Annotated in this window: 19 protein-coding genes; 12 read left to right on the plus strand and 7 right to left on the minus strand. The window is 68.0% G+C overall.

All coding sequences use genetic code 11. The features are described 5' to 3' along the window. Positions 1 to 87 precede the first annotated feature (87 nt). Together ACRSCF_RS30465 and ACRSCF_RS30470 are read right to left on the minus strand one after the other, a co-directional pair. On the minus strand, positions 88 to 1,089 hold the full coding sequence (locus ACRSCF_RS30465) for an HD-GYP domain-containing protein (RefSeq protein WP_016447218.1): 1,002 nt from the start codon (positions 1,087 to 1,089) through the stop codon (positions 88 to 90). After that, positions 1,086 to 4,874: a PAS domain S-box protein gene (locus tag ACRSCF_RS30470; protein WP_244387678.1), complete on the minus strand. Its 3,789-nt coding sequence runs from the start codon at positions 4,872 to 4,874 to the stop codon at positions 1,086 to 1,088. Before ACRSCF_RS30470 ends, ACRSCF_RS30465 begins: the two co-directional genes overlap by 4 nt. Positions 4,875 to 5,012: 138 nt before the next feature. Here ACRSCF_RS30470 and ACRSCF_RS30475 point away from each other — a divergent pair, with 138 nt between their 5' ends. Next, positions 5,013 to 5,285 carry a DUF2061 domain-containing protein gene (locus ACRSCF_RS30475; RefSeq protein ID WP_034365483.1) on the plus strand — a complete coding sequence of 91 codons (273 nt, stop codon included), beginning with the start codon at positions 5,013 to 5,015 and terminating at the stop codon, positions 5,283 to 5,285. Positions 5,286 to 5,696: 411 nt separating this feature from the next. Here the strand turns inward: ACRSCF_RS30475 and ACRSCF_RS30480 are convergent, their stop codons facing one another. Then, positions 5,697 to 6,665: a LysR family transcriptional regulator gene (locus tag ACRSCF_RS30480; protein WP_016447222.1), complete on the minus strand. Its 969-nt coding sequence runs from the start codon at positions 6,663 to 6,665 to the stop codon at positions 5,697 to 5,699. 246 nt (positions 6,666 to 6,911) lie between these two features. Here ACRSCF_RS30480 and ACRSCF_RS30485 point away from each other — a divergent pair, with 246 nt between their 5' ends. Continuing rightward, complete coding sequence (locus tag ACRSCF_RS30485; RefSeq protein ID WP_016447223.1) at positions 6,912 to 8,270, plus strand: aspartate aminotransferase family protein; 1,359 nt, start codon at positions 6,912 to 6,914, stop codon at positions 8,268 to 8,270. Between the two features lie 79 nt (positions 8,271 to 8,349). On the opposite strand, the gene ACRSCF_RS30490 is transcribed toward ACRSCF_RS30485, so the two are convergent. Together ACRSCF_RS30490 and ACRSCF_RS30495 are read right to left on the minus strand one after the other, a co-directional pair. Then, positions 8,350 to 9,378 (minus strand): Bug family tripartite tricarboxylate transporter substrate binding protein, encoded by a 1,029-nt coding sequence (locus ACRSCF_RS30490; protein WP_016454212.1) that lies wholly within the window; start codon positions 9,376 to 9,378, stop codon positions 8,350 to 8,352. Between the two features lie 109 nt (positions 9,379 to 9,487). Next, positions 9,488 to 10,492: a FadR/GntR family transcriptional regulator gene (locus ACRSCF_RS30495; RefSeq protein ID WP_034365481.1), complete on the minus strand. Its 1,005-nt coding sequence runs from the start codon at positions 10,490 to 10,492 to the stop codon at positions 9,488 to 9,490. A gap of 244 nt (positions 10,493 to 10,736) precedes the next feature. On the opposite strand from ACRSCF_RS30495, the gene ACRSCF_RS30500 reads away from it, so the two are divergent. The 10 genes from ACRSCF_RS30500 to ACRSCF_RS30545 all read left to right on the plus strand — a co-directional run bounded on the left by ACRSCF_RS30500 (position 10,737) and on the right by ACRSCF_RS30545 (position 22,091). Beyond that, on the plus strand, positions 10,737 to 11,942 hold the full coding sequence (locus ACRSCF_RS30500; protein WP_034365479.1) for an ABC transporter substrate-binding protein: 1,206 nt from the start codon (positions 10,737 to 10,739) through the stop codon (positions 11,940 to 11,942). Positions 11,943 to 12,136: 194 nt separating this feature from the next. Then, a complete protein-coding gene (locus tag ACRSCF_RS30505; protein ID WP_016447227.1) occupies positions 12,137 to 12,997 on the plus strand; it encodes a branched-chain amino acid ABC transporter permease in 861 nt (286 codons plus the stop codon). Between the two features lie 5 nt (positions 12,998 to 13,002). After that, entirely contained in the window at positions 13,003 to 13,995 is a 993-nt protein-coding gene (locus tag ACRSCF_RS30510; RefSeq protein WP_016447228.1) for a branched-chain amino acid ABC transporter permease, read from the plus strand. Then, positions 13,992 to 14,771 (plus strand): ABC transporter ATP-binding protein, encoded by a 780-nt coding sequence (locus tag ACRSCF_RS30515; RefSeq protein ID WP_012207823.1) that lies wholly within the window; start codon positions 13,992 to 13,994, stop codon positions 14,769 to 14,771. Before ACRSCF_RS30510 ends, ACRSCF_RS30515 begins: the two co-directional genes overlap by 4 nt. Further along, positions 14,768 to 15,478: an ABC transporter ATP-binding protein gene (locus ACRSCF_RS30520; RefSeq protein ID WP_034365473.1), complete on the plus strand. Its 711-nt coding sequence runs from the start codon at positions 14,768 to 14,770 to the stop codon at positions 15,476 to 15,478. Before ACRSCF_RS30515 ends, ACRSCF_RS30520 begins: the two co-directional genes overlap by 4 nt. Before the next feature lie 32 nt (positions 15,479 to 15,510). After that, positions 15,511 to 16,806: a Zn-dependent hydrolase gene (locus tag ACRSCF_RS30525; RefSeq protein ID WP_034365470.1), complete on the plus strand. Its 1,296-nt coding sequence runs from the start codon at positions 15,511 to 15,513 to the stop codon at positions 16,804 to 16,806. Further along, on the plus strand, positions 16,803 to 18,269 hold the full coding sequence (locus ACRSCF_RS30530; RefSeq protein WP_016454206.1) for a M81 family metallopeptidase: 1,467 nt from the start codon (positions 16,803 to 16,805) through the stop codon (positions 18,267 to 18,269). Before ACRSCF_RS30525 ends, ACRSCF_RS30530 begins: the two co-directional genes overlap by 4 nt. A 208-nt stretch (positions 18,270 to 18,477) precedes the next feature. Next, entirely contained in the window at positions 18,478 to 20,787 is a 2,310-nt protein-coding gene (locus tag ACRSCF_RS30535) for an NADP-dependent malic enzyme (RefSeq protein WP_016447231.1), read from the plus strand. Positions 20,788 to 21,096: 309 nt separating this feature from the next. Beyond that, positions 21,097 to 21,516: a ribonuclease domain-containing protein gene (locus ACRSCF_RS30540; protein ID WP_016447232.1), complete on the plus strand. Its 420-nt coding sequence runs from the start codon at positions 21,097 to 21,099 to the stop codon at positions 21,514 to 21,516. A 149-nt stretch (positions 21,517 to 21,665) separates the two neighbouring features. Continuing rightward, entirely contained in the window at positions 21,666 to 22,091 is a 426-nt protein-coding gene (locus tag ACRSCF_RS30545; RefSeq protein ID WP_013804792.1) for a barstar family protein, read from the plus strand. Between the two features lie 66 nt (positions 22,092 to 22,157). Here ACRSCF_RS30545 and rsmA read toward each other — a convergent pair whose 3' ends face one another. Then, positions 22,158 to 22,925: a 16S rRNA (adenine(1518)-N(6)/adenine(1519)-N(6))-dimethyltransferase RsmA gene (gene rsmA, locus ACRSCF_RS30550; RefSeq protein ID WP_017404994.1), complete on the minus strand. Its 768-nt coding sequence runs from the start codon at positions 22,923 to 22,925 to the stop codon at positions 22,158 to 22,160. Between the two features lie 76 nt (positions 22,926 to 23,001). Then, positions 23,002 to 24,429 (minus strand): peptidylprolyl isomerase, encoded by a 1,428-nt coding sequence (locus ACRSCF_RS30555; RefSeq protein WP_034365467.1) that lies wholly within the window; start codon positions 24,427 to 24,429, stop codon positions 23,002 to 23,004. Between the last annotated feature and the right edge of the window lie 25 nt (positions 24,430 to 24,454).

The following is a 24,454-nucleotide window of genomic DNA, read 5'->3' on the forward strand; positions in this document are numbered from 1 at the left end:
GGGCAGGACAGGCAGGTGCCGGAGACAGGCCGCCCAGGGTAAGCGATTGCCCAAGCCCCGGCGCACCCTGCCGGAATCGGTTCCCCGTCAATCCTTCCAGCGCTCGCGTATGTCTTCCAGCTGCGGGCGCAGGCCGATGAACAGCGGCACCAGGCGCGGGTCGAAGTGGGCGCCGGCCTGCTGCTCTATGTGATCCATGGCGTCGTCCACCGTCCACGCGTGTTTGTAGGGGCGTTCCGTGGTGAGGGCATCGAACACGTCGGCCACGGCCACGATGCGCGAGGCCAGCGGGATGTCCTCGCCCGCCAGGCCCTGCGGATAGCCCGTGCCGTCCCATTTCTCGTGGTGGGTCAGCGCGATGCTGTAGGCCATCTGCAGCACCTGGGAATCGTGCTCGCCGATGATCTCGGCGCCGATCTGCGGATGGCGGCGCATGACGGTCCATTCCTCGGCCGTCAGCGGGCCGTTCTTGAGCAGGATGGCGTCGGGGATGCCGATCTTGCCCACATCGTGCATGGGCGCGGCGTTGAGCAGGTCGTCCGCCCACTCGTCGGTGCAGCCGGCCGCCAGCGCCAACGTCTTTGCGTAGTGGCTCATGCGGATCACGTGCATGCCGGTTTCGTTGTCGCGGTACTCGGCCGCGCGGCCCAGGCGCTGCACGATCTGCAGCCGCGTGCTGCGCAGCTCGTCGAGCTTGACCAGCGACAGGTGGTTGCGCACCCGCGCCCGCACCACGGGCGCGCGCACGGGCTTGACGATGTAGTCCACCGCGCCCGAGGCAAAGCCCAGGGCCTCGTCCTGTCCGTCAGACAGGGCGGTGATGAAGATCACCGGGATGCGGGCCGTGTCGGCCTGCGCCTTGAGCTGGCGGCACACGGCGTAGCCGTCCAGCTCGGGCATCATGATGTCCAGCAGGATCAGGTCCGGCTGGTGCTGGGCCAGCTGCAGAGCCTTGCGCCCGTCCGTGGCGAACGAGAGCCGGTAATCCTCGCCCAGGATCTGGCGCAGCACATGCAGGTTGGTCGGGTCGTCATCGACCAGCAGCAGGCGCGGGCGCTTGTCCGTTGCCAATAGATTGGGCGCATTCATGCTCTGTCTCCATCGTTCGAGGGCAGTTGCTGCTGCAACTGCTGGGCGCATTCCTGCGCGCGCTCGAAGTCGAAATTATCCAGTGCCTGCTGCAGCGGCTGAAGCTGTTCGGCCGTCAGCATGCGCACGAGGGCCTGCATGGCCTGCCCGTCCAGCTCCCCGCTGTGCAAGGCGGCCACGATGCGCTCCAGCCAGGGCCGGGCATCGGCAGGCAGGGCGGGTGCGCCCGCCTGGGGCGCCGCATCGCCCTCGGCCTGCGCCCACGCATGGCCCTGCGCCTGGCCCGGCGCCTCGCCCGATGCCGCCCCCTGTGCCTCGGCCATCGGCATGGCGGCCGGGTGGCGCTGGCGCAGCTCGCGCGCGACGGCATCCAGCGCCTGGTGCAGCTGGTCGATGAGGGCAAGCAGCTGCGGCTGCCCGGCGCCCTCCTGCGCCAGGCCTTCCAGGCGCGATGCCAGCCGGTACACGGCCTGCAGGCCCAGGTTGCCGGCCGCGCCGCGCACGCGGTGCGCCAGGCCGATCAAGGCCTCGGGTCCGGGGCGCTGCAGGGCACGGCGCAGGCGGTCGGCCAGGTCCAGCTGTTCGTTGAGGAAACGCCGAATGGCGGCCACCAGCGGATCGACCCGGCCCCACAGCGCAATGCCCGAGGCCCAGTCCACCGTGACATCAGGCAGCCCCGGCTGGGCGCTGGCGGGCGCGGGCGGCCTGGCCTCCTTGAGCGCCACCTGCAGCGACAGCAGGCGTGCGATCTCGGCCTGCAGCCGCGCCATGTCCAGCGGCTTGGAGGCAAAGCCGTCCATGCCGGCGGCGGTGGCGTCGCTGCGGTCCTTCTCCAGCACGCTGGCCGACAGCGCGACGATGGGCACGGGCCGGCGCTGCAGCTGCCGCTCCCAGACACGGATGGCGCGCGCCGCCGCCAGGCCGTCCATGCCCGGCATCTGCAGGTCCATCAGCACCACGTCGAAAGGCGGCTCCTGCGCCTGCACGCAGCGCAGCGCCTCGGCACCGTCGTGGGCCAGCACCATCTGGTGGTTCTGGCTGGAGAAGTTGATCTGCAGCAGCTCCAGGTTCTCGGGCACATCGTCCACGGCCAGGATGTGCAGCGGCGGCAGGCCGCGGCTGGCCGCCCCTCGCTCGGACAGCGGGCTCTCGCCGACCGGCAGGGGCAGGCGCACCTCGAACACCGTGCCCACGCCCACCGTGCTGTGCAGCTGGATGCTGCCGCCCATGAGTTCGGCCAGCTGGCGCGAGATGGTCGTGCCCAGGCCCGTGCCGCCGAAACGCCGCGTGGTCGAGGCGTCGGCCTGGGCAAAGGGGTCGAAGATGCGGTGGATCTTCTCGGCCGCGATGCCTATGCCCGTGTCATGCACATCGAGCTGGAGCACGCCCTGCTCGTAGCGCACGCGCAGCAGCACATGGCCGCGTTCGGTGAACTTCACGGCATTGCCCAGCAGGTTCACCAGGATCTGCTGCACACGCATGCCGTCGCCGCGCAGCGCGGCCGGCGTGTGCGGGTCGTAGTCCAGGCGCAGGTCCAGGCCCTTGCGATCGGCCGTGATGCGCAGCGATGCCAGGATCTGCTGGCACAGCTCGCGCACCGAGAAGTCCTCTATCTCCAGCTCCACCGCCCCCTTGTCGAGCTTGGCCGTGTCCAGGATGTCGTTGAGCAGGCGCAGCATGGAGCGCGCCGCGTAGTGCACCGTGTCCAGGTAGCGCGCCTGCGTGGGCTGCAGCGCCGTTTCGCGCAACGCCTCGGTGAAGCCGATGATGGCGTTCATGGGCGTGCGGATCTCGTGGCTCATGTTGGCCAGGAAGGTGCTGCGCGCGGCGGCCGCGGCTTCGGCATGCTCCTTGGCCAGCACCAGCTCCTGGGCCAGCTTGCGCTGGGCGCTGATGTCGGTGAGCAGCTTGACGATTTTGTAGGGCCGGCCGTCGGCACCGCGTATGGGGTTGTAGGTGGCCTGCACCCAGATGCGCCGCCCCTCGTGCCCGCAGCGCAGGAACTCGCCGGCCTGGAACTCGCCCTCGGCCAGGCGGCGCCAGAACTGCACATGCTCGGGCGAATGCGCATAGCCGGGCTCGCAGAACATGCCGTGGTGGCGGCCCGCGACCTCGTCGAGCCGGTAGCCGAACAGGTCCAGGAAATTGCGGTTGGCGCGCAGCACATGGCCGCGCAGGTCGTACTCGATGGTGGCCAGCGACAGGTCGATGGCGCGCACCGTGCCCTCGAACTCGGCATTGCGCGCGCGCGCCGCCGTCTGATCCATGATCACGCCGTCGATCCAGGTCAGTTCGTCCTGTTCGTTGAAGACGCCGCGCCCGGTCTCGGACACCCAGCGCGTGCTGCCGTCGCGGTGCAGCAGGCGGTAGTCGGCGTTGTAGGTCTGGCGCCGCGCCAGAGAATGCGCCACCGCAGCCTCCAGCCGGTCGCGGTCCTCGGCGTGGATGAGCCGGTCCCAGCCCGTGAGGCCATCGGTGAAATCCTGCTCGGTCCAGCCCGTCAACTCCTCGATGGAGCGGCTGAGCAGCAGCGGCGTCCATTTGCCGTCGTACAGGCAGCGGAACGTGGTGCCGGGCACGTTGTTGATCAGGGTGCGGTACTGCTCCTCGCTGCGGCGCAGCGACTGCAGCATCTGGCGGCGCTCGCGGATATCGGTCACAAAGCCCACGTACAGCGGATCGCCGGCAATCGCCACCCGCCCCACTGCCAGGCGCACGGCGATCTGCGTGCCGTCCTTGTGCATGGCGTTGATATCGCGGCTGGAGCCCAGCAGGCCCGCAAAGCCCGTGGCCAGATGCTTTTGCAGCGAGCCGCCATCGCCATCGCAGCCCGACGCGGGCATGAGCAGGCTGGCGCTGCGGCCCACCACCTCCTGCGCCGTCCAGCCCAGCAGCCGCTCGGCCGCGCCGTTGAACGAAACGATGCTGCCGCGCCCGTTGATCATCACGATGCCGTCCACTGCCGTCTCCACCACGGCGCGCAGGCGCGATTCGCTGCGCTGCACCTGGCGGTAGATCTGGCGGTAGCGCAGCGTCATGTTGACCGCGAACACCAGACCGAAGATCAGCACCACCATGCCGACGATGGAGAACACCAGCAGCGCATGCGTGGGCGACTCCATCTGCGCCAGCACATCGATCTCGGGCTTGAGGCGCAGTGCATACAGGCCCGCATAGTGCATGCAGGAAATGGCCAGGCCCATGACGATGCCGGCCACCAGCGTGGGCCACAGCCGGCCCGTGTTGCCCAGCCTGAAGCGCACCCACAGCGACAGCATGGCCATGCCTGCCGCCACGATCACCGACAGCAGCACGCCCCAGGGGTCGTAGAGCATCGAGGTCCAGGTCTGGGCCGCCGCCATGCCGATGTAGTGCATGGAGCCAATGCCCAGCCCCATGAGCACGCCGCCGCCCACCAGCGCCTGCGTGGACAGCTGCGGCCGCACCATCAGCGTCAGCGCCAGCCAGGACGCCAGCATGCTGGGCAGCATGGACAGCGTGGTGATCCAGGGGTCGTAGTCGCCAAAGGTGCAGGGCACGAAGGCCAGCATGCCGATGAAGTGCATGGCCCAGATGCCCGCGCCCAGGCAGAAGGCGCCCGTGAGCACGCCCACGCGGCGTATGCGCGGCGACGCGGCATCGCGCGCCAGCCCGGCAATCTGCATGGCCATCACCGACGTGGCCACGGCCACCAGCACCGACAGCGTCACCAGGCCCGGATGCAGCCACTGGAACCATTGCGGATGCGGCGCCCAGCCGAGCACGAAAATCTGGTCCCAGCTCATGGCGCGCCCCCGGCATGGCACAAGGCCGCAGCACGCAACCGCCGGCCATCGATAGTATTTATAACTTTGATGATCATTTTCGATTGGCCATAACTATTTCGCGCACCTAGCATGGAGTCTCATCCCGAGGAGAGCCCCATGAGCCGCATCCGCCAGACCCTTCACCACCACCGCCGCACGCTGTTGAAGACTGCCAGCTACTACGTCATCCATGTCACCGTGGCAGCGGCCGTGGCCTATGCCGTGACCCGCAATCTCTGGGCCGCGCTGACGCTCAGCCTGCTGGAGCCCACGGTGCAGGCCGTGGCCTTCTTCTTCCATGAAAAGCTGTGGGAGCGCGGCCTGCGCCGCCGTGCCGACGCGGGCGCCGGCATGGCGCCGCCCGCAACAGCCACTGCGGCTGCGGCCTGAACCCGCCAGGAGCACGAACATGCCCACGCCCCTGCGGTCCTTCAGCGCGGACGCCTCATTCGGCAATTGGCTGACCGAAACCCTGGCAAGGATGGTCGATGGCGGCACGGGCTGAAACCCGGCCCTGCCGTGGCGGCAAGAGAGGTGGACATGGCGGCGCATGGTGGCAAGAACCCGGGAAATGCGAAATCGTTGGTATCAAGGCGCTGCCCGTGCGGCCCATGGCCGGCACGGAATCCATACATGCCTTTCGACCGCATCGGGGCGGACTGAAGCCCCGGCGCCGGTCACAATGCCAAACATTGTCAAGCGCATACGCTGGAAAATATGTGCACAAGCTGTGTGAAAAGCTGTGTATAGCCTCTTCGCAAACCTGTGATTTTCCTCTTGCCAAGGCTGTGGCAAAGCCGTTCATTCACGGTGCACGCCCAGCAGCGCGTCGATGAACACACGGGCTGCACGCCCAGGCACCACGGCACTGCGCCAGACCGCGAAGAAATCACAGAGATAGAAGAACCGGTGGGGGGCCACGGCCTGCAGCAGACCCTGGCCCTCCATGGCCTGTGCATAGTGGTCGGGCAGAAATCCCAGGTAGCGGCCCGAGCGCACCAGCATGGCAATGGCCTCCTGGTCAAAACCCGTGGCCTGGCGCTGCAGGCCGGCCTGGTGGCTGAGCGCCATATTGGGTGACTGGTAGCCCAGGCCTGCAAAGGCATGTGCGCCCAGGCTGTCCCAGTCCAGCCCGCCATGGTCGGCGCCATGCAGCGGATGGCCGGGAGCGCAGTACAGCTGCATGCGCTCGCCGAACAACCGGGCACTGTCCAGCGCGCCCGAACTGGGTGCAGAGGGCAGCACGCCCACCTGCCAGCGCCCCTCCATCAGTCCGCGCTCGATGGCCTGTATCGAGGCCACGTGCAGCCGCAGGTGCAGTTGCGGCGCCTGATCGTGCAGCAGGCCTATCGCCTCGGGAATGCGTGACTGCGGATTGCCCACGGTCTTGTCGAACAGCGCCACGTCCAGCGTACCGGCCAGCCGGCCATGGATGTCGTCCACCTGGCCCAGAAACCCCTCCACGCCGCCCAGCAGCTGCAGCGTGGCCTCGTAGATGCGGTGGCCTTCGGGCGTGAGCGCGAAGCCGGCGCGCCCGCGCCGGCACAGCGTCAGGCCCAGGCGCTCTTCCAGGTCCTTCATGTGGCGGCTCAGCGTGGAGCTGCCGATGTTCAGTTCCAGCTCGGCAGCCGACATGCCGCCGCACTCGACCACGGCCTTGAACACGCGCAGCAGGCGCAGATCCATGTCGCCCAGCTGGCCCAGCGCCGCGCGCGCACGGCCATCGCGTGCCCGGCGGCTCGCAGGGGTCTCCAGAGAAAATTCCGCCATCGCCATTCGCCTCCCGGTGTGCTTGCCGGACATGGCCACCGCTACAGGGGAGCCACTATAGGGGAGCCACGGGGCGGCAGTGGCGACGGATTCCCCCAATGCGCGCACGCCATGCCGCGACCGGCAGGCGCTTGGTCACTTGCAGAAATATGCAAGTAAACCTCGATATCGTGCTCTTCGCGAAATCAAACAGCGCGCTCACAATGGGCCGATCCACATTTCTTCCCTAGGCTCGAGGAGATCGCCATGACCCTGGTTCCCACCGAACAAAGCGCCGCCCCCGCCACGCGCACCGATGCCGCCTGGCTCGAGGCCCACTGGATGCCCTTCACCGGCAACCGCGAGTTCAAGGCGCGCCCGCGCATGATCACCAGCGCCCAGGGCGCGTACTACACCGATGCCGACGGCCGCAAGATCTTCGACGGCCTGTCGGGCCTGTGGTGCTCGGGCCTGGGCCATGGCCGCCGCGAGATCGCCGAAGCCATCGGCCGCGCGGCCCAGCAGCTGGACTATGCGCCGGCCTTCCAGTTCGGCCACCCGGCCTCGTTCGCGCTGGCCAACAAGATCAAGGAGCTGACGCCCGCAGGCCTGGACCATGTGTTCTTCACGGGCTCGGGCTCGGAAGCCGCCGACACGGCGCTGAAGATGGCACGCGCCTACTGGCGCGCCAAGGGCCAGGGCGGCAAGACCCGGCTGATCGGGCGCGAGAAGGGCTACCACGGCGTGAACTTCGGCGGCATCTCCGTCGGCGGCATGGTGGGCAACCGCAAGACCTTCGGCCAGGGCGTGGAGGCCGACCACCTGCCGCACACGCAGCCGGCGCTGGGGTCCTTCCACAAAGGCATGCCTGCCACCGATGGCCGCGCGCTGGCCGACCGGCTGCTGGACCTGATCGCCCTGCATGACGCCAGCAACATCGCGGCCGTCATCGTCGAGCCCTTCTCGGGCTCGGCCGGCGTGGTGATTCCGCCGGCCGGCTACCTGCAGCGCCTGCGCGAGATCTGCACGCAGAACAACATCCTGCTGATCTTCGACGAGGTCATCACGGGCTTCGGCCGCTGCGGCGCCATGACGGGAGCGGAGGCCTTCGGCGTCACGCCCGACATCATGAACATCGCCAAGCAGGTGACCAATGGCGCCCAGCCCCTGGGCGCCGTGGTGGCCAGCAAGGAGATCTACGACACCTTCATGGCAGCGGGCGGCCCCGAGTACATGCTGGAGTTCCCGCACGGCTATACCTACTCGGCCCACCCCATTGCCTGCGCGGCGGGCGTGGCCGCGCTGGACCTGCTGCAGCGCGAGGACGGCCCGGGCCGCGTGCGCGCGCTGGCCCCGTTCTTCGAGCAGGCCGTGCACAGCCTCAAGGGAGCAAAGCATGTGGCCGACATCCGCAACTTCGGCCTGGCTGCGGGCTTCACCATCGAGTCGCTGCCCGGCGAGCCGGCACGCCGTCCCTACGAGATCGCCATGAAGTGCTGGGACAAGGGCTTTTACGTGCGCTACGGCGGCGACACCATCCAGATCGCGCCGCCCTTCATCAGCGAGAAGGCCGAGATCGAGCGGCTGGTCAGCGCCCTGGGCGATGCCCTGACCGAAACGAACTGAGCATCTCCGGCACATGAGAAAAGCCCCTGGGCCGTGAGGCCGCAGGGGCTTTTTGCATGGCAACGGCAAGGCTGCGAAATCAGTCCAGCGTGATGCCCGCGTTCTTGATCACATCGCGCCACTTGTCCACTTCCACGCGCAGGAACTGGGCCGAGGCATCGGGCTTGAGGCCCGAGGGCAGCACGCCCATGGCGTCCAGCTTTTCCTTGACCTCGGGCGCGGGCAGGGCCTTGGCGATCTCGGCGTAGAGCCGGTCCACGATGGGCTTGGGCGTGCCTGCGGGCACGGCCGCGAGGAACCAGGCATCGGCCGTGAAGTCCTTGAGGCCGGCCTCCGACATGGTGGGCACGTCGGGCATGGACTGCAGGCGTTCGTTGTGGGCCACGGCCAGCGCGCGCACCTTGCCGGCCTTGAGCTGCGCGGCAATGGTCACGGCCGTGAGAAAGCCGAAGTCGGTCTCGCCGGCGGCCAGCGACACCACCGAAGGCGCGCTGCCCTTGTAGGGCACGTGGCCGATCTTGACCTTGGCCTGCATGGCATACAGCTCGGCGCCCAGATGGTTGGGTCCGCCCGTGCCCGACGAGGGGTAGTTGAGCTTGCCGGGCTGGGCCTGGGCCGCCGCCGTCAGCTCCTTGAGCGAGTGGAACGGGCTTTGCGCTCCCACGGTGAGCACCAGCGGGCTGCGCGCCACCAGGCTGATGGGCGCGAAGTCGCGCAGCGGGTCATAGGGCAGCTTGGTATACAGGCCCTTGGCCATGGCCATGCAGCCCACGTCGCCCAGCACCACGGTGTAGCCGTCGGCCGGCGCCTTGGCCACCAGGTCGCAGCCGATGGTGCCGTTGGCACCGGGCTTGTTGTCCACCACCACCGTGGTGTGCATGCTCTCGCCCAGCTTTTGCGCCAGCAGGCGGCCCAGGATGTCGGTGGAGCCACCGGGTGCGAAGGGCACGACCAGGCGAATGGTCTTGGACGGATAGCTGCCTGCGCCCTGGGCATGGGCGAGGGGCGCCGCCAGCGTGGCCGCCAGCGCCAGGCCGCCGGCCAGGGCGTGCCACAGGGCTGCGCGGCGCACCGGGGTGCGGGAGGATGCGAAAGGGGTTTGTCTCATGCTGTTGTCTCGTGAGGGGAATGCGTGAAGGCCAAGCGCGCGGCAGCATACCAGCAGCGGGCAGCGCGAAACGCGTGGCGTGGGGCGCCGATGACCGGTGCGGGACAGCTCAGGAGGCCGCGCGCTTGCGTGCGGCAGCGGGACGCGCGGACGTGGCCTTCGCAGGCGACTTTGCCGGAGTCTTCGCAGCCGTCTTTGCGGAGGCCTTTGGGATGGTTTTTGCGGGGGCCTTCGCGGTGGTCCTTGTGCTCGCCCTTGCCGTTGTTTTTGACGCAGTCCCTGGCGCTGTCGCTGCGGCCTTTTCCACCGGCTGCACGGCGCGTCGCGGACGCGGGCTGCGCAGGCTGTCGGCATCGAGGATGAGCCGGCCCTGGATGCGGCCCTTCATGCGCTTGACGCTGCTGGCCGCATCGCGCATGTGCTCCTGCATCAATGCGCGCACCTTCGCAGCATCGCGCTCGCGCGCGGCCTGCACGATGCTGCGGTGGAACTGCGCATTGGCCTCGCCGAAGCGCCGGTGCTCGGCCTGCGGAGTACGGTTGGCGAAGACGATGAGCTGGCGGATCATCTCGTTGATCAGCTCGCAGGTGAAGCGCAGGAACGGGTTGGGGTTGGCGGCCGCCAGGATGTCGTGGAAGTTCACGTCCTCGCGCCGCTGGCTCACCAGGTCGTCGCTGCTTTGCGTGGGATCGCAGCAGGCGATGCTGTGCTCCAGGGCCTCGAAATCGGCCTCGGTCAGATGGGGCACGGCGCCTGCCGCCAGCTCGGGCTCCAGCATCTGGCGCACCGTGTAGATGTCGTCGATGGTCACCTCCTGGAAGAACAGGTAGTTCTGCATGAACTGCAGCGTGCGGTCCAGCGGCACCTCCACGACCATGCCCCCGCCCGAAGGGCCCGTGGAGATGGTGATCAGCCCCTGCACTTCCAGCGACTTGAGGGCCTCGCGGATCGTTCCCTTGCTGACCTGGAACTGGGCCTGCAGCTCGCTTTCGCGCGGCAGGCGGTCGCCGGGGCTGAGGTTCTTTTCGGTGATCAGGCGCTTGATCTCCTGGGCCACCAGATCCGGGCGCTTGAGCTGCCGGATCGCCAGGGGGGCCGACTTGGGTGTAGCCATTGTTGTGTTCTCCGGAAGGGCACCGGATCGTGTCCGCGCCCAGTCTGCATACGGGTTTGGTGCAGTATGCACCGCCATGGCGCGTGGGCGTTTGCGCCTAGGGTTAGCACGCGCCCTATTCCTTGTATTTATCACTATAAATATGAATCAAGGAGCCTGCACGCACCCGTTTCGACTGGCATGCAACTTGCTCTGAAAAGCGTACCCGGGCCGCAGCGCCTTCAGTCCCCATCACGGAGATCCCATGCAACGTCGTCACCTCCTGCAACTCTCGGCACTGGGCGCATTGCCCGCATCGCTGGGCCTGGGCCGCAGCGTCTGGGCGCAGTCCAAGGACAGCATCCAGTTCGCCTGCCCCGTGCCCATGTCGGGCGCCTTCGCGGCCAACGGCAAGTACGCGGACCTGGGCATGAAGCTGGCCATAGAGCAATACGGCAAGGCGCTGGGCCGCCCGCTGGCCTATACCGTGCTGGACACCGAGGGCAAGCCCGCCACGGCCGTGCGCAAGCTGCAGGAGTCTTCGCAGCAGCAGGGCACGCGCTTTTTCGCAGGCGGCATCCTGTCGTCGGAGGCGCTGGCCATGGGCAAGGAGGCCGAGAAGGCCGGCGGCATCTTCATCACCACCGCAGGCGCAGACGAGATCACGGGCAAGGACTGCAACAGCGCCACCTTCCGCTGGTCGGCACCCACCTTCGGCGCCATCGAGCAGACCGTGCGCCCGCTGATCGAATCCCTGCCCAAGGCCAAGCGCTGGTACACCATCACGCCGCAGTACGTGTTCGGCGACGGCCTGCTGACGGCGGCCAAGAACATCTTCAAGGAAAAGGGCATCGAGCATGTGGGCAACAGCTACCACTCGCTGACCGAAAAGGAGTTCAGCGGCTACCTGACCAATGCCGTGGCCGCCAAGCCCGACGTGCTGCTGCTGCTGAACTTCGGCGCCCAGTCCTCGGACACGCTGCGCCAGGCCATCAGCTTCGGCATGAACAAGAACATGACCATCCTGATCGCCTGGGCCTCGGGGCTGGAGCAGTTCGAGTCGCTGGGCGCCGACCTGTGCGACGGCGTGTACTTCGGCGCCCAGTACTGGCACACGGTGGACACGCCGCTCAACCGTGATCTGGTGCAGCGCTGCAACGACAAGTTCAAGGCCAATCCCAACTACAGCCTGGCCGGCCACTACATCTGCACCAAGCTGATGATCGATGCCATCGTCAAGGCCGGCACGGTCGACCCCAAGGCCGTGGTCGCCGCGCTGGAAGGCATGAAGTACCAGGGCCTGACGGGCGAGGAAGAGGTGCGCAAGGCAGACCACCAGGTGCTCAAGAACTACTACCTGCTCAAGGGCAAGGCCAAGTCCAAGATGAAGAACAAGGACGACTACGTGGATGTGGTCAGCTCCGGCAAGTCCTTCCTGCCCGTAGACCAGACCGGCTGCAAGCTGGTTTAGAGCTCCCCCTGAGGCGCTGCGCGCCTTCCCCCTCTCTCGCTTCGCGGGAGGGGGACGACACCCTCGGTGCGGGGCGGCCCTTCCTCGGTGTCCCTCACTTAGGCTGCGCCAGTTTCATAGGCACAGCACCATGACCGGCGTGCTTCAGAGCCACCGGGCACTTCGCCTCCTTCGTCCATCGTTTCGGACCCTGTATGAGCATCTATCTGCTTCAGACCATCAACGGGATCGGCATAGGCATGCTGTATTTCCTGTTGGCCGTGGGCCTGTCCATCGTTTTCGGCCTGCTGCGTTTCGTGAATTTCGCGCACGGTGCCTTCTACCTGCTGGGCGCCTATTTCTGCTACCAGATGACGCGCTGGGGCATGAGCTTCTGGCTGTCCCTGATCGTGGTGCCGCTGGCCGTGGGCGCGCTGGGCTGGCTGGTGGAAAAGCTCATGCTGCGCCATGTGTATGCCAAGGCGCATGAGTTCCACATCATCGTCACCGTGGGCCTGGCCCTGGTGGTGCAGGAGCTGGTGATCGTGCAATGGGGCCCGCTGGGCGACAGCGTGGCCGTGCCCGATCTGCTGCAGGGCGTGGTGATGTGGGGCAGCTTCGTCTATCCCAAGTACCGGCTGTTCGTGATCGGCTTCACCGCCGTGCTGGCCGTGCTGCTGTGGTGGCTGCTGGAAGGCACGCGGCTGGGCAGCGCGGTGCGCGCGGGCAGCGAATCGACCGAGATGGTGTCCCTGCTGGGCGTGAACGTGCTGCGCATCTTCAGCCTGGTGTTCGCGCTGGGCGCCGCCACGGCGGCGCTGGCCGGCGTGCTGGCCGCGCCCATACGCGGCGCAGAGCCCTTCATGGGCGTGGAGGCGCTGGGCGTGGCCTTCGTGATCGTGGTCGTGGGCGGGCTGGGCAGCTTCGGCGGCGCACTGGTCGGCGGCCTGCTGATCGGCATCGTGCAAAGCGTGATGAGCACGCTGTGGCCCGAGGGCGCGCGCCTGATGATCTACGTGGCCATGGCCGCCGTGCTGCTGCTGCGACCCCATGGCCTGCTGGGCCGCAAAGGATGAAGACCATGACCAGGCATTCCCATCTCCTTCTCGCGCTGGCCATCGTGGTGGCCATGCCGCTGTGCATGCAGTCGGGCTCGCTGGCCAGCGAAGTGCTGATCTTCGGCCTCGCGGCCATGGGCTGCAATCTGCTGCTGGGCTACACGGGGCTGCTGTCCTTCGGGCAGGGCATCTTCTTCGGGCTGGGCAGCTACACCATCGCCCTGCTGCTGACACGCTGGCCCCTGCCCATGCCGCTGGCCCTGCTGGCCGCCACCGCCATGGGCGCCGTGGGCGCGGCCATCGTCGGCTGGGTGGCCATACGCCAGCGCGGAACCTATTTCGTGATGCTCACCCTGGCGTTTGCGCAGATGTTCTACTTCATCGCCTACTCGGCCACGGACATCACCGGCGGCGACAACGGCCTGCTCGATGTGCCCCGCCCCGCCCTCGCGGTGGCCGGCCAGACGCTGTGGCCGCTGGCCACGCCCTGGCAGTACTACGGCTTTGTGGCCGTGCTCTTTCTGGTGGTGTTCTGGCTGCTGCGCCGCGTCTGCGACTCCATGTTCGGCCGCACGCTGCTGGCCGTGCGCGACAACGAGGAGCGCGCCGCCGCCGTGGGCTACGACCTGAGGCTGCTGAAGCTGCAGGCCTTCGTGATCTCGGGCGCAGTCACGGGCCTGGCCGGCGCGCTGCACGCCATGATGACGGGCATCGCCCCGCTGTCCAATGCCGAGTACCACACCAGCGAAATGATCCTGGTGATGACCGTGATCGGCGGCACGGGCAACCTGCTGGCCTCGGTGCTGGGCGCGGCCTTCTATGTGCTGCTGGGCGACTGGCTGTCCACCCTGTGGCCACGCTGGCTGCTGCTGCTGGGCGTGGTGCTGATGATCGTGAGCCTGGGCCTGCAGCGCGGCCTGTGGGGCCTGGGCGAGAGCCTGTGGGCCCTGGTGCGCCGCAAAGGGCCGGCAGATGCCGAGGCGGCCGCTGCAGAAACCAAAGGAGGCCAGGCATGAGCGCCGCAGCATCTCCCATCCTGCTCGAGGCCGTGGGCGTCGAGAAGCGCTATGACAAGTTCGTCGCCCTGGGCGGCGTGGACCTCAAGGTGCGCGCCCATACCGTGCACTCGGTGATCGGCCCCAACGGCGCGGGCAAGACCACCCTGTTCCACATGCTCACGGGCACCAAGAGCGTGAGCGGCGGGCGCATCGTGTTCGACGGCCACGACGTGACGCGCGAGCCCGACCACCGCCGCGTGCGGCGTGGCATGGCACGGTCCTTTCAGGTCACCAGCCTGTTCCTGACCCTGCCCGTGCGCGAGAACCTGCGCCTGGCCGCCCAGGGCGTGGCGCCCGCCAGGGCGCTGGACTGCTGGAACGCGCCCGTGGGTGCTCGCGCCCTGGCCGACACCGTGGCCAGCGTGCTCTCGCGCCTGGGCCTGGAGCGCCATGCGGACACGCCGGCCGGCAACCTCTCGCACGGCCAGCAGCGGCGGCTGGAGGTGGGCATGGCCCTGGCCGCGCGGCCCAAGGCCATCTTCCTGGACGAGCCGACCTCGGGCATGGGCATCGATGACCTGGACGAGATGAAGCGCCTGATCCAGGGCCTCAGGGATGAGCACACCGTGGTGCTCATCGAGCACAACATGAACATCGTCATGGACATCTCCGACACCATCACCGTCATGCAGCAGGGCCGTGTGCTGGCCGAAGGCCTGCCCCACGAGATCCGCGCCGACGAGCGTGTGCGCAGCGCCTATCTGGGCAACATGATCACGGGAGGAAAGGCATGAGCGGTCCCCTGCTTTCGGTCGAGAGCATACACGCCCACTACGGCAAGAGCCATGTGCTGCAGGGCGTGTCGCTGCAGGTGCAGGACGGCGAACTGGTCACGCTGCTGGGCCGCAACGGCGCGGGCAAGACCACCACGCTCAAGTCCATCGCGGGGGTGATGCAGCCCTCGCAGGGGCAGATCCGCTTCGGCGGCGAGCCCGTGCACCGGCTGGCCACGCACCAGGTGGCCCAGCGCGGCATCTGCCTGGTGCCCGAGCACCGCGGCATCTTCAAGCTGCTCACGGTGGAGGAGAACCTGCTGCTGGGCCAGCGCAAACGCTCGCCCTGGCAGCTGGCCGACATCTACCGCATCTTCCCGCGCCTCAAGGAGCGGCGCGGCAACGGCGGCGGGCAGCTGTCGGGTGGCGAGCAGCAGATGCTGGCCATAGGCCGCGCCCTGATGAACGCGCCGCGCCTGCTCATGCTGGACGAGCCCGTCGAGGGCCTGGCGCCCGTGATCGTGGAGGAGATCGTGGCCCAGCTCAAGACCATCAAGGCCGCTGGCGTGGCGATCTTGCTGGTGGAGCAGAACCTGGAGGTCTGTACCCAGCTGGCCGACCGCCACTACATCATCGAACAGGGTGCGATTGCGCACGAGGCAGGCAATGCCGCTTTCCTGGCCGATGACGCCATCAAGGACCGGTATCTCGGTGTAGGGATCGCCTGATCAACCGCCTTTCGCATTCCCAGGAGTCATTCATGGATCTCAGTACCCCTCTTGCAGCCGCCGCCGTTGCGGCCGGGCTGCGCACCGACGGCGCCCGCCTGTGGCAATCGCTGATGGACCTGGCGCGCATAGGCGCCACACCCAAGGGCGGCGTGTGCCGCCTGGCGCTGACGGACCTGGACCGCCAGGGGCGCGATCTCTTCGTGCAGTGGGCGCGCGAGGCTGGCTGCAGCATCCGCGTCGATGCCATCGGCAACATCTTCGCGCGCCGCGCAGGCCTGGACGATGCGCTGCCGCCCGTGATGACGGGCAGCCACATCGACACCCAGCCCACGGGCGGCAAGTTCGACGGCAACTACGGCGTGCTGGCCGGGCTGGAGGTGCTGCGCACGCTCAACGATGGCGGGGTGCGCACGCGCGCCCCGTTGGAAGTGGTCGTGTGGACCAACGAGGAAGGCTCGCGCTTCGTGCCTGTGATGATGGGCTCGGGCGTGTTCGTCAATGCCTTCACGCTGGAGCATGCGCTGGCCCAGCGCGATGCCCAGGGCGTGAGCGTGGACGAGGCGCTGCGCGCCATCGGCTATGCCGGGCCGGCCGGCCCGGCGCCTGCGGTGGGCGCGTATTTCGAGGCCCATATCGAGCAGGGCCCGGTGCTGGAAAACCATGAACGCGTGATCGGCGTGGTCAACGCCGCGCTGGGCCAGCGCTGGTACGACGTCAGCGTGCAGGGCATGGAGGCCCATGCCGGCCCCACGCCCATGGAGCTGCGCCGCGACGCCCTGCTGGCCGCCAGCTGCATTGTGGCCGAGGTCAACCGCATCGCCCTGGACCGCCTGCCGCATGCGCGCGGCACCGTGGGATCGCTGGAGGTGTTTCCCAACTCGCGCAACGTGATCCCGGGCGGCGTCAAGCTCAGCGTGGACCTGCGCGCGCCGGACGACGGCCAGTTGCTGGACATGGATGCCGCACTGCGCGCGGCCTGCGAGCGCATTGCCACCGCGCGTGGCGTGACCATTGGCGTGGAGCAGGTCGTCTACTTCCCGCCCCAGCCCTTCACGCCGCACCTGGTGGAGGCCGTGCGCGCCAATGCGGCCGACCTGGGCTACAGCGCCATGGACGTGGTCAGCGGCGCGGGCCACGATGCCGTCTACCTGGCGCGCGTGGCGCCTGCCGCCATGATCTTCGTGCCCTGCGCCGACGGCATCAGCCACAACGAGATCGAGGATGCCGAGCCCGCCCACCTGGAGGCCGGCTGCAACGTGCTGCTGCGCGCCATGCTGGCGGCCGCGGGCGTGGTGCAGGCAGCGGACGGCGGGGTGCCGGCATGAAGATCCTGATCGCCCGGCTCAACCACGAGACCAATACCTTCTCGCCCGTGCCCACGCCCATCGAGGCGTTTGCGCCCACCTATGGCGAGGCGGCCTATTCGGCCAACAAGGGCATGCGCACGGCCATGGCCGCCTTCATCGACCTGGCCGAGGCGGCGGGCGCCACCCTGGTCACGCCGGTATCGGCCACCTCCAATCCCAGCGGCCCCGTGCATGCGGCCGCCTATGACGAACTCACGCACCGCATCGTGGCGGCCGCGCCGGGCTGCGATGCCATCTTGCTGGACCTGCACGGCGCCATGGTGGCCGAGAACAGCGCCGACGGCGAAGGTGACCTGCTCGAACGCGTGCGCGCCGCCGCACCCGGCGTGCCCGTTGGCGTGGCGCTGGACCTGCACGGCAACATCACCGAAAAAATGGTGGGCAATGCCGACGTGATGGTGGGCTTCAAGACCTATCCGCACATCGACATGTACGAGACCGGCGAGCATGCGGGCCGCCTGCTGCTGGACATGCTGGCCGGCCGCGCGCGCTACGCCGTGTGCTGGCACCGCCTGCCCCTGATGAGCCATACGCTGCGCAGCACCACGCTGGACGGCCCCATGCTGGACGCCGTGAACGCAGCGCGCGCCCTGGAAGCGGAGGGCCTGCCCGCGGTCTCGGTGTTCGGCGGCTTCTCGCTGGCCGACATCGCCGCGCCCTGCGTGAGCGTGGTCGCCACCTGCAGGACCGACGAACGCGCGGCCACCCAGGCGAGCGTGGACGCGCTGGCCGCCCGGATCTGGCAGCGCCGCGCCGACTTCGTCTACCGCAGCGAGCCGCTGGCCGATTCGCTGCGCCGCGCCCAGGCCCTGGCCGACGGCGCCGACCGCCCCGTGCTGCTGCTCGACCATGGCGACAACTGCATGTCCGGCGGCACCTGCGACACCATGGACGTGCTGCAGACCGCGCTGGAGCTGGGCCTGTCAGGCATTGCCGTGGGCCCGCTGTGCGACCCCGAAGCGGTTGCCTCGCTCACGGCGGCGGGCGAAGGCGCCGAGGTGGAGATCGCGCTGGGCAACAAGGTCTCGCTGGAACGCATCGGCCTTCACAAGCAGCCGCTGCGGCTGCGCGGCACGGTGCGCGCCGTCAGCGACGGCGCCTACACGGTCAGCGGCCCCATCTACACCGGCCAGCGCTGCCACATGGGCCGCACGGTCTGCCTGGACACGGGCGCAGCGCAGATCGTGATCACCGAGCAGACGCACGAGCCCTGGGACCTGGGCGTGTTCCACTGCGTGGGCATGGACCCGACGCGCTTTCGCTTCGTGCTGCTCAAGTCGCGCATGTATTGCCGGCCCGTCTTCGTGCCGCTGTCGGCCGGCCTGGTCGAGTGCGACAGCCCCGGCGTGACCACCTCGGACTATTCGCGCTTTCCGTTCGCCCGGGTCAGCCGCCCGGTGTTTCCGCTGGACGCCATCTGATGGACGCCATGTGATTGCCCGGCTTTGCGGCGCCGCGCAAGCAAAGACCGCCGCCGCCGCAGGACATTGGGCAACCAGGCATCACAACAGTTTCACAGCAGGGCCCGGCTATTGCCTGTCGGCCTACAATCGGTTCCCCCCTACCTCGGCCGACGGCACGCGGGCTGATCCGCGCGTGCGTTGGCCATGCCTTCGCTGGAGACGCTTGATGTCCGACAACACGGCCCCGACCCCTTCCGATAAACGTGCCCAGCTGCGCCGTGCCGCACTCGAATACCACGAGTTTCCCAAGCCCGGCAAGCTGACCATCGTGCCGACCAAGCCCATGGCCAACCAGCATGACCTGGCCCTGGCCTACTCGCCCGGCGTGGCAGCGCCCTGCGAAGAGATCGTCAAGGATCCGGCCGCCGCCTTCAAGTACACGGCGCGCGGCAACCTGGTGGCCGTGATCTCCAACGGCACGGCCGTGCTGGGACTGGGCGACATCGGCGCGCTGGCCTCCAAGCCGGTGATGGAAGGCAAGGCCGTCCTGTTCAAGAAGTTCGCGGGCGTGGACGTCTTCGACATCGAGATCAACGAGAAGGACCCGCAAAAGCTGGTCGACGTGATCGCCGCGCTGGAGCCCACCTTCGGCGCCATCAACCTGGAAGACATCAAGGCGCCCGAGTGCTTCTTCGTGGAGCGCGAACTGCGCCGCCGCCTGAAGATCCCCGTCTTCCACGATGACCAGCACGGCACAGCCATCACCGTGGCTGCGGCCATGGTCAACGCGCTCAAGGTCGCGGGCAAGAAGATCGAGGAGGTCCGGCTCGTCGCCTCGGGCGCGGGCGCCGCTGCCCTGGCCTGCCTGAACCTGCTGCTCAAGGTCGGCCTGCGCCGGGAGAACGTGTTCGTCACCGACCTGGCCGGCGTGGTCTACGAAGGCCGCACCGAACTGATGGACGAGGACAAGGCCCAGTTCGCACGCGCCACCGAGCTGCGCACCCTGGGCCAGGTCATCGAAGGCGCCGACGTCTTCCTGGGCCTGTCCGCTGGCGGCGTGCTCAAGCAGGACATGGTGGTCAAGATGGCCGCGCGCCCGGTGATCTTCGCGCTGGCCAATCCCAACCCCGAAATCGTTCCCGAAGACGTCAAGGCCGTGCGCAGCGACGCCATCATCGCCACGGGCCGCTCGGACTATCCCAACCAGGTCAACAACGTCCTGTGCTTCCCGTACATCTTCCGCGGTGCGCTGGACTGCGGCGCGACCACCATCACCACCGAGATGGAAATCGCCACCGTCCACGCCATCGCCGAACTGGCCCAGGCCGAGCAGAGCGAGGAAGTGGCGGCAGCCTACGTGGGCGAGCAGCTGAGCTTCGGTCCTGAGTACCTGATCCCCAAGCCCTTCGATCCGCGCCTGATGATGAAGATCGCCTCGGCCGTGGCCCAGGCTGCCGCCGAATGCGGCGTGGCCCAGCGCCCGATCCAGGACATGGACGCCTACCGCGCCCATCTGCAGACCTTCGTCTACGCCTCGGGCACGATGATGAAGCCGCTGTTCGCCACGGCCAAGAAGGCCACCAAGAAGCGCGTGGCCTATGCCGAAGGCGAGGAAGAGCGCATCCTGCGCGCCGCGCAGATCGTGGTGGACGAGCGCATTGCGCGCCCCACGCTGATCGGCCGCCCGGCCATCATTGCCCAGCGCATCGAGAAGTTCGGCCTGCGCCTGAAGGAGGGCCAGGACTACGACGTGGTCAACGTCGAGCACGACGAGCGCTACCGCGACTTCTGGCAGACCTACCACCGCATGACCGAGCGCAAGGGCATCACCGTGCCCATCGCCAGGATCGAGATGCGCCGCCGCCTGACCCTGATCGGCTCCATGCTGCTGCACAAGGGCGAAGTGGACGGCCTGATCACCGGCACCTGGGGCCAGACATCGCACCACCTGCAGTACGTGGACCAGGTGATCGGCCGCCGCGCCGGCGTGCAGACCTATGCCTGCATGAACGGCCTGCTGCTGCCCGACCGCCAGGTCTTCCTGGTGGACACCCACGTCAACTACGACCCCACGGCCGAGCAGCTGGCTGAAATCACCATCATGGCCGCCGAGGAAATGATGCGCTTCGGCGTCAAGCCCAAGGCCGCCCTGCTGTCGCACTCCAACTACGGCTCCAGCAACCAGCCCAGCGCCGTCAAGATGCGCCAGACCCTGGAGCTGCTGCGCGAGCAGGCCCCCTGGCTGGAAGTGGACGGCGAGATGCACGGCGACGTGGCCCTGGACGGCAAGGCCCGCGCCCAGCTCATGCCCAACAGCACGCTGCTGGGCAATGCCAACCTGCTGGTCATGCCCAACATCGACGCGGCCAACATCAGCTACAACCTGCTCAAGCAGGCCGCTGGCGGCGGCATTGCCATCGGCCCCGTGCTGCTGGGCGCCGCCCGTCCCGTGCACATCCTCACGCCGAGCACGACGGTGCGCCGCATCGTCAACATGACGGCGCTGACGGTGGCGGACGCTAACGCTAACCGTTAAGCACCCCCTGAGCGGCTTCGCCGCTTCCCCCTCTCTCGCTTCGCGGGAGGGGGACGACACCCTCGCTGCGGGGCGGCCCTTGCTCGGTGTCCCTCGTTTTGGCCGCGCGCGTTTTTGAGACAACGGGCGGCATTTGCATTGAATGGAAGGCAACTCAGGCGCAGAGTTGCCTTCTCACTGTTCAATCCCCAGACATTTCCTCGGTCAAGCTGCCTGTTTTTTAGGCAGAACTTGCATTTTGAGGGGTGTTCCGTCACACTAGCGGGTCGAGATTTCAGGGCTTCCCTGGATTTCTGAAAGGTGTAGTTGATGCTGAAGGCAGCCGCCGCCAAGGCGTACCAGTCCGGTCTAGCGCTCATCGTCGGGGCCGCCTTTGTGCTGTCGCCCTCGCTCGCTGATGCGCGCCGCTCGGCGCCCGAGAGCGCGGATTCGACGGCGGCCATGGCCACCGTCACTCTGTCAGAGCTGCCGCGCGAAGGCCGTTCCACCTATACGCTGATCCTGCGCGGCGGGCCTTTTGCCCACGACAAGGACGGCACGGTGTTCGGCAACCGCGAGCGCATCCTGCCGCGCCAGTCGCGCGGCTACTACCGTGAGTACACGGTGCGCACGCCCGGCTCGCGTGACCGCGGAGCCCGCCGCATCGTCTGCGGCGGAGAGCCCCAGCAGCCCGATGCCTGCTACTACACCAGCGACCACTACAGCAGCTTTCGCAAGATCATCGAATGACCTCGACCCAGTCTTTGCAGCCAGTTCGACCCTCCGCGTCCGACGCAGTGCGCTGGCAGGGGTCTGCATTTCATCCACAGCCCGGGGACGCCGCAGGCCAGGTGCCCGTACCCGCAGGCCACATCCACGTTAGAGAAAGAGCCACGGAGATGGATGCACCACTTCGTAAGATCCCGGACACCCCTTTGCGGAACGTGCGCGCCAACATCGTGCAGTCCATCCGCGCCTACAGGGTGGAGGATCTGCAACAGGCGGCCGAGACGCTGGGGTGCCATTTCCTGTATGCCAACCTGGCCCATGCGCAGACCAAGGCCGACATCCTGGAGCTGCTGGCCACGCAGTTCTTCTTCCCCGCGCATTTCGGCAAGAACTTCGACGCGCTCTACGACTGCCTGACCGACCCCATCCACAAGGCCGGCCCGCAGCCGGGCTTTGTGCTCGTGCTCGACCAGATCCCGACCACGCCCAAGTTCGACAAGGAAGTGCGCGAGCAGCTGCTGGACAGCTTCCGCGACGCGGCCGAGTACTGGGCCGAGCGCAAGATCCCGTTCCGCTGCTTCTACTCTTTCCTGTAAGAGCCGCACATTGATTGCACGGCGCCAGCGTCCCATGTGGGCGCTGGCGCCGTGCGCCACCTGCGTCTAGCTGCGCGTGAACCGGGCTGCAAGTGCCTCGTACTCGGACACCGGCACTTCCTCGGCGCGGCGCTGCAGGTCGAACTCCCCGTCAAAGCCCTTGGCTTCCAGCCAGCGCCCCAGCGTGTTGCGCAGGATCTTGCGCCGCTGGCTGAAGGCCACCTGCACCATCTCCTCCAGCAGCTTCGCGTCCAGGGCCGCCGGCGCCTCGCGCGGGACCATGCGCACGACGGCGCTGTCCACCTTGGGCGGCGGATTGAAGCTCTCGGGCGGCACGTACAGCACGCTCTCCATCGCATAGCGCCACTGCAGCATGACCGTCAGCCGCCCATAGGCGGCCGTGGCCGGAGAGGCCACCATGCGGTCGATGACCTCCTTTTGCAGCATGAAGTGCTGGTCCTCGACCACGTCCACCTGCTCGAGCAGGTGAAAGAGGATGGGGCTGGAGATGTTGTAGGGCAGGTTGCCCGCAATGCGCAGCTTGGGCACGCCCAGGCGCGCAGCGATGGCGCGAAAGTCCACCTTGAGCACGTCGGACTCGACCACGTCGAGCTGCTCGTGCAGGCGCAGGCGCACGGCCAGGTCGCGATCCAGTTCGATCACGGTGAGCCGGCCCAGGCGCTCGACCAGGGGCTGGGTCAGGGCCATCAGGCCCGGACCGATCTCGACCATGGACTGGCCCGGCCGGGGATCGATGGCACGCACGATGCCGTCGATGATGCCGCCATCGGTCAGGAAGTTCTGGCCGAAGCGTTTGCGAGGAATGTGTTTCATAGAAAAAGCAAGGCGGTGCGCCATGGCACCGCCTTCCATTGTGGACTGCCGCAGCCATGGCTGCTTGGGGGGTGTCTTATTGCGGGGGCTCGCGGTACTCGACGTAGGCGCGGCCACGCAGCTCCTGCAGCCAGGTCTGGTAGTCAGTTTCGAGCTTGCGCTCGCGCACCACGTTGCGCACCATGTCGCGCTGCTCGCGCGGCGTCAGCGCGGCCTGGCGACGCTCGATGAGCTGGATCAGGTGCACACCGAAGCGCGAGACCAGCGGGTCGCTGACCTGCCCGGGCTGCAGCGCATTGAGCACCTGCTCGAACTCGGGCACGAACTGGCCGGGCGAGGCCCAGCCCAGATCGCCGCCGTTGCGCGCGCTGCCGTCCTGCGAGAACTCGCGGGCCAGCGATTCGAAGCTGGCCTGGCCGCTGTCCACGCGGCGCTTGTAGTCGGCCAGGCGCTTGGCGGCATCGGCCTCGGTCATCTGGTCGCCGATGCGCAGCAGGATGTGGCGCGCATGGTTTTGCGTGACCACGGAAGGCATGCCGGCCTGCGACTTCTCCAGCACCTTGAGCACGTGAAAGCCCGCGCCCGAACGGAAGGGGCCGACGATGCCGCCCTGCGGCGTCTGGCCCACGGCCTTGGTGAACAGTTCGGGGTAGCGGTCCAGCGGGCGCATGCCCATGGCGCCGCCGCCCTGGCCGTCGGGCACATCGGAGAACTCCTTGACCACGGCCAGGAAGTCGCCTTGCGTGCGGGCCGCCTCGGCAGCCTGCTTGGCGCGGGCTTCGCGCTCGGCCACTTCGGCGGGGCTGGCATCCTCGCGCACGGCGATCAGGATGTGGCCCAGGTTCACGGCCGCCGGCGCCTTGTCGGCGCCGCCACTGCGCTGCTCGGCCAGGTAGCGGTCGATGTCGGCTTCGGTCACGCGCACGCGGCCGTCCACATCGCGCTCGCGCAGGCGCTGCAGCGTGATCTGGCGGCGCAGTTCTTCGCGGAACTGCTTTTCGTTCACGCCCTCGGCCCGCAGGCGTGACTGCAGGCCGGCCTTGTCCAGGCCGTTTTGCCGCGCCACATTGGTCAGCGCCTGGTCCACGGCGTAGTCATCCACGCGCAGGCCCGTGTCCTTGGCTTCCTGCAGCTGGGCCTTTTCCACGATCAGCCGCTCCAGCACCTCGCGGGCCAGCAGCGCCTCGGGCGGCATCTGGCCGCCCTGCTCGGCAATGTTCTGCGCCACGCGCGCCATGCGGGCCCGCACCTCGTTGTTGGTCACGGGCTCGGAGTTGACCACGGCCACGATGTAGTCGGCCGAGCGCACGCCGGCATTGCCGCCGCGATCACGCGACAAGGGCTGGTTGGTGGCGTCCAGCGCGCGCGAGACGGAGGCATCGCCGGCCTGGGGCGCCCTGGACTGGCCCGGAACACGCAGGCCTTGCGCCTGGGCTGTGGTGGCCAGCAAGGCCAGCGCCACAGCGGCCGCTGCGCAGCAATGGGTCTGGGAAAGAAAACGCATGGGAGAGATGCCTTGCAAAAAGCGT

The sequence above is a fragment of the Delftia sp. 11MD genome (genome assembly GCF_050907895.1).
In the GTDB taxonomy this organism is placed as follows: Bacteria; Pseudomonadota; Gammaproteobacteria; order Burkholderiales; family Burkholderiaceae_C; genus Comamonas; species Comamonas tsuruhatensis.

Bases quoted from the DNA above. Each gene is read 5' to 3' on its own strand.
- ACRSCF_RS30495 (WP_034365481.1), bottom strand. From the start codon at position 10,492: ATGGCTACACCCAAGTCGGCCCCCCTGGCGATCCGGCAGCTCAAGCGC.
- ACRSCF_RS30510 (WP_016447228.1), top strand. From the start codon at position 13,003: ATGACCAGGCATTCCCATCTCCTTCTCGCGCTGGCCATCGTGGTGGCC.
- ACRSCF_RS30555 (WP_034365467.1), bottom strand. From the start codon at position 24,429: ATGCGTTTTCTTTCCCAGACCCATTGCTGCGCAGCGGCCGCTGTGGCG.
- ACRSCF_RS30500 (WP_034365479.1), top strand. From the start codon at position 10,737: ATGCAACGTCGTCACCTCCTGCAACTCTCGGCACTGGGCGCATTGCCC.
- ACRSCF_RS30485 (WP_016447223.1), top strand. From the start codon at position 6,912: ATGACCCTGGTTCCCACCGAACAAAGCGCCGCCCCCGCCACGCGCACC.
- ACRSCF_RS30480 (WP_016447222.1), bottom strand. From the start codon at position 6,665: ATGGCGGAATTTTCTCTGGAGACCCCTGCGAGCCGCCGGGCACGCGAT.
- ACRSCF_RS30530 (WP_016454206.1), top strand. From the start codon at position 16,803: ATGAAGATCCTGATCGCCCGGCTCAACCACGAGACCAATACCTTCTCG.
- rsmA (WP_017404994.1), bottom strand. From the start codon at position 22,925: ATGAAACACATTCCTCGCAAACGCTTCGGCCAGAACTTCCTGACCGAT.
- ACRSCF_RS30515 (WP_012207823.1), top strand. From the start codon at position 13,992: ATGAGCGCCGCAGCATCTCCCATCCTGCTCGAGGCCGTGGGCGTCGAG.
- ACRSCF_RS30465 (WP_016447218.1), bottom strand. From the start codon at position 1,089: ATGAATGCGCCCAATCTATTGGCAACGGACAAGCGCCCGCGCCTGCTG.
- ACRSCF_RS30535 (WP_016447231.1), top strand. From the start codon at position 18,478: ATGTCCGACAACACGGCCCCGACCCCTTCCGATAAACGTGCCCAGCTG.
- ACRSCF_RS30470 (WP_244387678.1), bottom strand. From the start codon at position 4,874: ATGAGCTGGGACCAGATTTTCGTGCTCGGCTGGGCGCCGCATCCGCAA.
- ACRSCF_RS30520 (WP_034365473.1), top strand. From the start codon at position 14,768: ATGAGCGGTCCCCTGCTTTCGGTCGAGAGCATACACGCCCACTACGGC.
- ACRSCF_RS30490 (WP_016454212.1), bottom strand. From the start codon at position 9,378: ATGAGACAAACCCCTTTCGCATCCTCCCGCACCCCGGTGCGCCGCGCA.
- ACRSCF_RS30505 (WP_016447227.1), top strand. From the start codon at position 12,137: ATGAGCATCTATCTGCTTCAGACCATCAACGGGATCGGCATAGGCATG.
- ACRSCF_RS30540 (WP_016447232.1), top strand. From the start codon at position 21,097: ATGCTGAAGGCAGCCGCCGCCAAGGCGTACCAGTCCGGTCTAGCGCTC.
- ACRSCF_RS30525 (WP_034365470.1), top strand. From the start codon at position 15,511: ATGGATCTCAGTACCCCTCTTGCAGCCGCCGCCGTTGCGGCCGGGCTG.
- ACRSCF_RS30545 (WP_013804792.1), top strand. From the start codon at position 21,666: ATGGATGCACCACTTCGTAAGATCCCGGACACCCCTTTGCGGAACGTG.
- ACRSCF_RS30475 (WP_034365483.1), top strand. From the start codon at position 5,013: ATGAGCCGCATCCGCCAGACCCTTCACCACCACCGCCGCACGCTGTTG.